Source organism: Nonomuraea monospora (assembly GCF_039531895.1).
Classification (GTDB): Bacteria; Actinomycetota; Actinomycetes; order Streptosporangiales; family Streptosporangiaceae; genus Nonomuraea; species Nonomuraea monospora.
In genome coordinates this window covers 180,127-188,284 of sequence record NZ_BAAAQX010000001.1, presented here as the reverse complement: position 1 = coordinate 188,284, position 8,158 = coordinate 180,127, and the positions used below count along the sequence as shown (strand labels likewise).

The 8,158-nt window shown below is 71.7% G+C and carries 4 protein-coding genes; 1 reads left to right on the top strand and 3 read right to left on the bottom strand.

Features of this window, described 5'->3' with window-relative positions:
- Nucleotides 1–358 precede the first annotated feature (358 nt).
- On the bottom strand, nt 359–2,287 hold the full coding sequence (locus tag ABD331_RS00845) for an FAD/NAD(P)-binding protein (protein ID WP_344470178.1): 1,929 nt from the start codon (nt 2,285–2,287) through the stop codon (nt 359–361).
- Nucleotides 2,288–2,440: 153 nt separating this feature from the next.
- Here ABD331_RS00845 and ABD331_RS00840 point away from each other — a divergent pair, with 153 nt between their 5' ends.
- Complete coding sequence (locus tag ABD331_RS00840; RefSeq protein WP_344470177.1) at nt 2,441–4,189, top strand: helix-turn-helix transcriptional regulator; 1,749 nt, start codon at nt 2,441–2,443, stop codon at nt 4,187–4,189.
- 192 nt (nt 4,190–4,381) lie between these two features.
- Here ABD331_RS00840 and acnA read toward each other — a convergent pair whose 3' ends face one another.
- A complete protein-coding gene (gene acnA, locus ABD331_RS00835; RefSeq protein ID WP_344470176.1) occupies nt 4,382–7,114 on the bottom strand; it encodes an aconitate hydratase AcnA in 2,733 nt (910 codons plus the stop codon).
- Nucleotides 7,115–7,260: 146 nt separating this feature from the next.
- Nucleotides 7,261–7,989, bottom strand: a complete 729-nt coding sequence (locus ABD331_RS00830; RefSeq protein WP_344470175.1) for a metal-dependent hydrolase — start codon at nt 7,987–7,989, stop codon at nt 7,261–7,263.
- Nucleotides 7,990–8,158: the final 169 nt, after the last annotated feature.

Genomic DNA, 8,158 nt, shown 5'->3' with positions numbered 1-8,158 from the left:
GGCGCGGCACCACGGCAGCCCCGCATGGCGCGGCACCACGGCAGCCCCGCATGGCGCGGCACCACGGCAGCCCCGCATGGCGCGGCACCACGGCAGCCCCGCATGGCGCGGCACCACGGCAGCCCCGCATGGCGCGGCACCACGGCAGCCCCGCGTGGCGCGGCACCACGGCGGCCCCGCGTGGCACGCCAGCCCCGCATGGCGGCAGCACGGCAGGCCAGCAGGTGACAAGCAGTCCGGGCGGGCCAGTGCGTGACAACCAGCCGGGCGGGGCTGTTCGGCGAGCGCGTGGAAGGCGTCCCTGCCCGCCTCTTCCCGGCCGTCCCGCCCCTCCCCCGTCAGTACGTCGGAAGTCGCCTCACCCCCACGCCGTCAGCCCCTCGGCGATGCGGGTGGCCTGGGCGGCGAGGCCCGGGATGCTGGAGGTGATGAATGACCCGCCACCGGCCAGATCCCCCAGCACGTGCAGGCGCGGGTCGGCGGGCACCAACCCGCCCGAGGGGTGCAGCGCCGCCAGGCCGTCGGCGAGCAGGGAGGTGACCAGCGGCTCGGCTGTGCCGGGCACCGCTTGGGGCGGCGGGTTCACCGCGTTGACGACGACGTCCACGACCAACTCCCCGCCGTCGCCACGCACTCGAAACCCGCCCGCGACCGCCTCGCCACCGTCCTCACGCACTCCCTGGAACCTGCCCGCCACCGCCTCGATCTTGCGCACGCCGGCGACCACGGACAGCTGCCCCGAGTCGAACAAGCGCAGCAGGGTGGCGGCGTTCACGGGCACCATCGGCGAGGCCACGCTGACGGCCAGGCGGGTGTGCCGACGCAGCCGCTCCCGGTCGGGCTCGGACAGCAGCCGCCACGCGAACGGGCCGACGACGTGCGCGGCCTCCTGCAGCACCCGCCGCGCGATCGCGGGATCACCGACGGCGGCCAGTTCCCGACGCAGCCGCTCGATGGACGGCTCGAGGCTCGCAGGAAGCGATCCCCGCTCGACGTTCCCTGCCGACAGCAGCCCCCGCTCGGGGTGCTCCGCCGACCGCAAGTCCTGTGTGAGGTTCTCCGCCGACACTGACGTCTGTGCGGAGTGCTCCGCCGACCACAACTCCTGTGCGGAGTGCTCCGCCGACCGCAACTCCTGTGCGGAGTGCTCCGCCGACCGCAACTCCTGTGCGGAGTGCTCCGCCGACCGCAACTCCTGTGCGGAGTGCTCCGCCGGCACCGGCGTCCGTGCGGAGTTCTCTGCCGCCAGCAACTCCTGTGCAAAGCCCGCGAGGTCCTCCCCCGCCTCGTCCAGCTCGGCACGCAGCAGCCCGATGAGGTGGTCGAGGGTGACGGTGCCGTGTTCGCGCCGCAGCGCCTCCACGCGTTCGACCGTGAGGTGCCGTCGCTGGTGGCCGAGGGGACGTTGCCAGACGGCGGGCAGCATGCCGGTGCGGGAGACGAGGGCGATGCGCCCGGTGTGGCCGCGGGCGGCGAGCGACACGACTACGTCGACGGCCGTCAGCCCGCTGCCGATCACCGCGACGTCGGCCTCGCCCGGCACCCCGTCCAGCGTGTACGCCAGAGGGTACGGGTCACCGATGTACCCGGGTGTGCCGCTCAGCCCGTAGTGGTCCTGAGGCGTCCCACCGCCCACGCACACCACCACCTGGTCGGCCACGTGCTCATCCCCGTCGGCGGTGCGCAGTACGAGCCGGGATGCGGCACCAGCGCCGCGCCCGTCCGTGGCGCTCGGCTCCGGCCGGGAACCGTCGCCGACTCGGGCCGACTCACCGTCCCAGGAGGCCCGGACCGACTCACCGTCCCAAGAAGCGCGAGCCGACTCACCGTCCCAGAAGGCCCCGGCCAGCTCACTGTCCCTAGGAGCGCGGGCCGACTCGCCGCCCCAGGAGGCGCGGGCCACCGCGACGACCCGTGAGGCGACGATGCGCGTCCGCCAGCCCCGCCCCCGCAACCGCGCCAAGGCAGCCTCAGCCGTGTCGGCCAAGTACTGACCATAAAGAGCGCGCGGCACCAGCGCCTGCCCGAACCGCTCATCCAGATGATCGACCGCACGCTCGGCACCCAGCCACGAGGCGTAGTGGCCAGGATCGGAGCCGCGGATCGACATGATGGCGGGCGGAGCGTTGACCAGCACACTGTCCAGATCAGGCCCGTACGGACGCCCCCGCCACAAATGAGCGGACGGTTCGAACACGACGACCTCCGCCCCCTCGGCGTCACCCATGGCCAGCGCGTCCAGCAGGCCGACCGCGGCGGCCCCGCCTCCGATGATCGCGATACGCACGACGTTCTCCTTCGCATCAGCTCCGAAACAACCCGTCCGAAGCCTCCCGGGCGCCGCGTCCGTGTCCCATCCCCCGCGAGTGGCGGATCGCGTCGGGAATGACCCCCTCAAACGGGGGGTTGGCGGAGGAGGAGCGGTGAAGGCAGGCTGGCCGTGGAGAGCACGGAAGATCAGGAGGGCTCGATGACCCGCTCGCGGCGCCATGCCGAGATCGTCGCGGCTGCCGAGCGGGCGGCCGATGCTCTCGACTGTTTCGGTCGTGCCTCGGCCCGGCTGCGGCGGCTGATGCCGTTCGATGCCGCCGTGTGGTCGGCGACCGACCCGGAGACGGGCCTGGTGACCGCGCCCATGCTGGTGGAAAACCTGGGTGACGGTGAAAGGTGCGGCGCCTACTGGGAGAGCGAGCTGCTCGAAGAGAACGTGTTGCCGTTCCGGGATCTGGCCCGCGCCGAGGTGCCCGTGGCCGGGTTGCGGGCGGCCACCGGCGATCTGCCCGCCCGCAGCGCCCGGTTCCGGAGCCTGCTGGGGGACATGGGCGTGGGTGACGAGCTGCGGGGCGTGCTGCGGGCGGGTGGGCGGCCTTGGGGGTCGGTGAGCCTGTTCCGGATGCGGGGGGCTCCGGCGTTCGGGGAGGAGGACGTCGCGCTGCTCGCCGACCTGTCGGGGCCGCTCGCCGACCGGCTGCGCCGCTTCGCCACCCCGCAAGCCCCGGCCGCCCCGAACGGCGGAGGCGGCAACCAGTGGCCCTCCGGCGGGGGCAGGGGCGGAAGCGAAGGTGGGCGCGGGGGCGGCGAAGGCGGGCGCGGGCCCCGAGGCAATAGCGGACGCGGAGGCAATAGCGGACGCGGAGGCAATAGCGGACGCGGAGGCGATGGCGGACGCGGAGGCGATGGCGGACGCGGAGGCGATGGCGGACGCGGAGGCGATGGCGGACGCGGAGGCGATGGCGGACGCGGAGGCGATGGCGGACGCGGAGGCGATGGCGGACGCGGGCGCAGAGGCGAAAGCGATGGCAGGCGCGAGGCGGGAGGCGAAGGCGGACACGAGCCCCGAGGCAATGGCGGACGCGGAGGTGAAGGCGGGCGCGAGCGCGGAGGCGAAAGCGAAAGCTATGGCGGGCGCGGGGCCGGAGGCGATGGCGGGCGCGGGGCCGGAGGCGATGGCGGGCGGGAGGCCGAGCGCGGAGGCTGGCGCGGGCGCGGAGGCGAAAGCTATGGCGGGCGCGGGGCGGGAAGCGAAGGCGGACACGGGCGCGGAGGCGATGGCGGGCGCGAGGCCGCAGGCGATGGCAGGCGCGAGGGCGAAAGCGATGGCGGGCGCGGGGGCAGAGGCTATGACGGGTGCGAGGCCTGGCGCGGAGGCGGGCGTAGGGGCGGGAACTCGGCGCCCGGTCTGCTGCTGTTCGACGAGAACGGCGAGGCCACGTCAATCAACGAAGAAGCCCGCGCCCATCTCGCAGCGCTGCCGCACGGCCCATCCACCCCCTCCCCTCTCGGCCTGAACCTGCCCATCTGGCTGACCGGCACAGCGCTCCAGGCCCGGGCCATCGCGCAGGGCCGCGACCGCGGCAACGCCCGCATCCGCCTGCGAACCAGGGACGGCGGGTGGCTGACGTGCCGGGCTTCGTGCCTGAGCGGATCGGGCGGGCGGCCGGGCCCCGTGGTGCTGGTCATCGAGCCTGCCGCGCCTGCGGATCTGGCGCTCATGGTCGCCCAGTCCTACGGTCTGACGGCGCGCGAGTTCGAGATCGCCCAGCTCGTGGCGCGAGGGCTGGCCACCGCGGAGATCTCCGAGGAGCTGTTCATCTCGCCGCACACCGTCAGGGGCCATCTGAAGGCCGTCTTCGGCAAGGCGGGCATCTCCAGCCGCGGCGAGCTGGTCGCCCTCCTGTTCGCGGGCTAGTTGGCGAACAGGAGGGCCGGTTCGCGGGCTGGTCCGCCGGAGGAAGCGCAAGAGCCGCCTCGCGGGGGGTGTCCCGCGGGGCGGCTCTCTGGTGTCGGGTGGTTCCCCCGATGCGGGGCGCGTGAGGATCGCGCCCCAACCCCCGCCCTCCCGCCCGGCTCATGACCGGGCGGGAGCACGGGAAGACCTACCTCACTTGGCGAGCAGCGACCGCAGCACGTACTGCATGATGCCGCCGTGCCGGTAGTAGTCGGCCTCGCCGGGCGTGTCGATGCGGACGACGGCGTCGAACTCGACGTCGCCCGCCTTGACGTGCACGGTCTGCGGGATGCCGGTGCCCTTGTTGAGCTCCTCGACGCCCGTGATGTCGAACGTCTCCTCGCCCGTCAGGCCGAGCGCCGCGGCGGAGCCGCCCTCGGGGAACTGCAGCGGCAGCACGCCCATGCCGATGAGGTTGGAGCGGTGGATGCGCTCGTAGGACTCGGCGATGACGGCGCGGACGCCGAGCAGCGCGGTGCCCTTGGCGGCCCAGTCGCGGGAGGAGCCGGAGCCGTACTCCTTGCCGGCCAGCACCACCAGCGGGGTGCCGGCGGCGGCGTAGTTGACGGAGGCGTCGTAGATGAACGACACGGGCCCGTCGGGCTGGGTGAAGTCGCGGGTGTAGCCGCCTTCGGTGCCCGGCGCGATCTGGTTGCGCAGGCGGATGTTGGCGAACGTGCCGCGGATCATCACCTCGTGGTTGCCGCGCCGCGAGCCGTAGGAGTTGAAGTCCTTGACCTCGACGCCGTTGGCCTGGAGGTACTGGGCGGCGGGGGTGCCGGTCTTGATGGAGCCGGCGGGCGAGATGTGGTCGGTGGTGACGGAGTCGCCGACCTTGACCAGGACGCGGGCGCCGTGGATGTCGGTGACGGGCTCCGGCTTCTCCGGCATGCCGTCGAAGTAGGGCGCCTTGCGCACGTAGGTGGAGTCGGGGTCCCACTCGAACGTGTCGCCGGTCGGGATCGGCAGGGAGCGCCAGTGGTCGTCGCCCTTGAACACGTCGGCGTAGTCGCGCTCGAACATGTCGCGGCCGATGGAGGAGTTGACCACCGCGGCGATCTCCTCCGGCGACGGCCAGATGTCGCGCAGGTAGACGGGCTCGCCGTCGTTGCCGAGGCCGAGCGGCTCGGTGTCGAGGTCGAGGTCCATGGTGCCGGCCAGCGCGTAGGCGACGACGAGGGGCGGCGAGGCCAGGTAGTTCATCTTGACGTCGGGGTTGATCCGGCCCTCGAAGTTGCGGTTGCCGGACAGCACCGCGGTGACGGCGAGGTCGTTGGCCTGGATGGCCTCGGAGATCTCCGGAAGCAGCGGGCCCGAGTTGCCGATGCAGGTGGTGCAGCCGTAGCCGACGAGGTTGAAGCCGATCTTGTCGAGGTACGGCTGGAGGCCGGAGCGCTCGAAGTAGCCGGTGACGACCTGGGAGCCGGGCGCCAGCGAGGTCTTGACCCACGGCTTGCGGTTGAGGCCCTTGTCGACGGCGTTGCGGGCCAGCAGGGCCGCGCCGAGCATGACGAACGGGTTGGAGGTGTTGGTGCACGAGGTGATCGCGGCGATGGAGACGATGCCGTGGTCGATCTCGAACGTGGTGCCGTCGGACAGCGTGACGGGCACCGGCTTGTGCGGCCTGCCGCCGTTGGCGGAGGCGTTGGAGGCGGGCGCGTCGGAAGCCGGGAAGGTCTCCTCGACGGCCTCGTCGACGCCGTCGGAGACGTAGTTCTGCACGTCGTGCCGCCAGGTGGCCTTGGCCTGCGACAGGACGATGCGGTCCTGGGGGCGCTTGGGGCCGGCGATGGACGGGACGACGGTGGCCAGGTCGAGCTCGATGTACTCGGAGAACTCGGGCTCGGCGGCGGCCGGGTCGAGCCACAGGCCCTGGGCCTTGGCGTAGGCCTCGACGAGGGCGATCTGCTCCTCGGAGCGGCCGGTCAGGCGCAGGTAGTCGACGGTCTGGCCGTCGATCGGGAAGATCGCGCAGGTGGAGCCGAACTCGGGGCTCATGTTGCCGATCGTGGCCCGGTCGGCCAGCGGCACGGAGGAGACGCCCTCGCCGTAGAACTCGACGAACTTGCCGACCACGCCGTGCTTGCGCAGGATCTCGGTGATGGTCAGCACGAGGTCGGTGGCGGTGGCGCCGGCGGGCAGCTTGCCGCTGAGCTTGAAGCCGACGACGCGCGGGATGAGCATGGAGATCGGCTGGCCGAGCATCGCGGCCTCGGCCTCGATGCCGCCGACGCCCCAGCCGAGAACGCCGATGCCGTTCTCCATGGTGGTGTGGGAGTCGGTGCCGACGCAGGTGTCGGGGTAGGCCTTCCCGTCGCGGGTCATGACGACGCGGGCCAGGTGCTCGATGTTGACCTGGTGCACGATGCCGGTGCCGGGCGGGACGACCTTGAACTCGTCGAAGGCCGTCTGGCCCCAGCGCAGGAACTGGTAGCGCTCGCGGTTGCGCTCGTACTCGCGCTCGACGTTGCGCTGGAAGGCGTCGGGGTGGCCGAAGTAGTCGACGATGACCGAGTGGTCGATGACCATCTCGGCCGGTGCGAGCGGGTTGATGCGCGCGGCGTCGCCGCCGAGGTCGCGCACGGCCTCACGCATGGTGGCCAGGTCGACCACGCACGGCACGCCGGTGAAGTCCTGCATGATGACGCGGGCGGGCGTGAACTGGATCTCCACGCTCGGGGCCGCGTTCGGGTCCCACTCGCCCAGCGCACGGATGTGGTCGGCGGTGATGTTGGCGCCGTCCTCGGTGCGGAGGAGGTTCTCCAGCAGGATCTTCAGGCTGTACGGGAGGCGCGCGGAGCCCTCGACGGCGTCCAGCCGGAAGATCTCATATGACGCGTCGCCGACGCGTAGCGTGTCACGGCTGCCGAAGCTGTTCGCGGACACGGTGATTCGCCTCCTCCATAGACAGGTGTTCAGACAGAATCCTGCCGCACCACGGAAGCAGCCAGCACGTTAGGTAACCCTAACCACCCGGCCCGGCGACAGGTTGTCTCGACGTCAAGATATCCCCAGAATATCTCGACATCAAGTTAAACCGGCGCCAGCCGCCAGAACAGCAGTCCGATGATCGCCACCGACAGCAGCGGCGCCAGGATCTTCTGCTCGAACTTCCTGCCCGTCTTGATGCCGATCTTCCACGGCAGCACGAACTTGGCTCCCAGCGGCCACAACACCGGGCATCCCCGCTCGGTCATGCAGTCGCCCACCACATGGATCAGGCAGCCGACCCCCACCGCCAGCCCCAGCCAGGCATAGCCGACGCCCAGCGACATGAAGACGGCGTACAGCCCCGCCGTCATGCCGATGTTGATCAGGACGGAGCCGATCTTGTTGCCCGGGATGCCGACGCCGATGGCCCGCAGCGCGAGCCCGATGAGCAGCACGACCATGATGTCGCGGCCGATCGGATAGGTGCTCGCCAGCCAGTGCGCCCCGAACCCGAGCGCCACCGCGAACGCCAGCGAGTGCGTCGCCCCGCGGTGCCCGCCGCTGATCCAGGCGACGAGTTTGCTGAGCCCCCAGGTGACCGGCCCGAACGTCTGAGCGATGGTCGCGCTGGGATGGTCGAGGTCGGGCAGCATCGCGGCGCCCGCGCAGATGATCGCCCCGGCGATCAGCTCGGCGGGGCTGAGCGCGGTGGCCATGATCCCCGTCTCGATGAAGCGGGAGGACTCGTTCAGCAGCGGCAGTGCCGCCAGCGGGGGAGCGAGCCCCAGCCAGGCGATGGCCCCCGTCATCGCGTGCGTATGCCCCATCATGATCGGGACTGTACGGCAAAGATTCTCTTTACGCGCGAGGCGTGCCGCGAGGTCACAGGGATGTGTCCCCCGCAGGGACCCGGAGTGCCCACAAACGCAGACGAGGTCGTCTCCGCGGCGACAGCACCCCCCAGCCCTGCCGACGCGGAACGACCTCGTCTGCTCTAGA

What these genes read in the sequence shown, in the direction of transcription:
- ABD331_RS00830 (WP_344470175.1), bottom strand. Translation starts at nt 7,989, where the DNA reads ATGATGGGGCATACGCACGCGATGACGGGGGCCATCGCCTGGCTGGGG.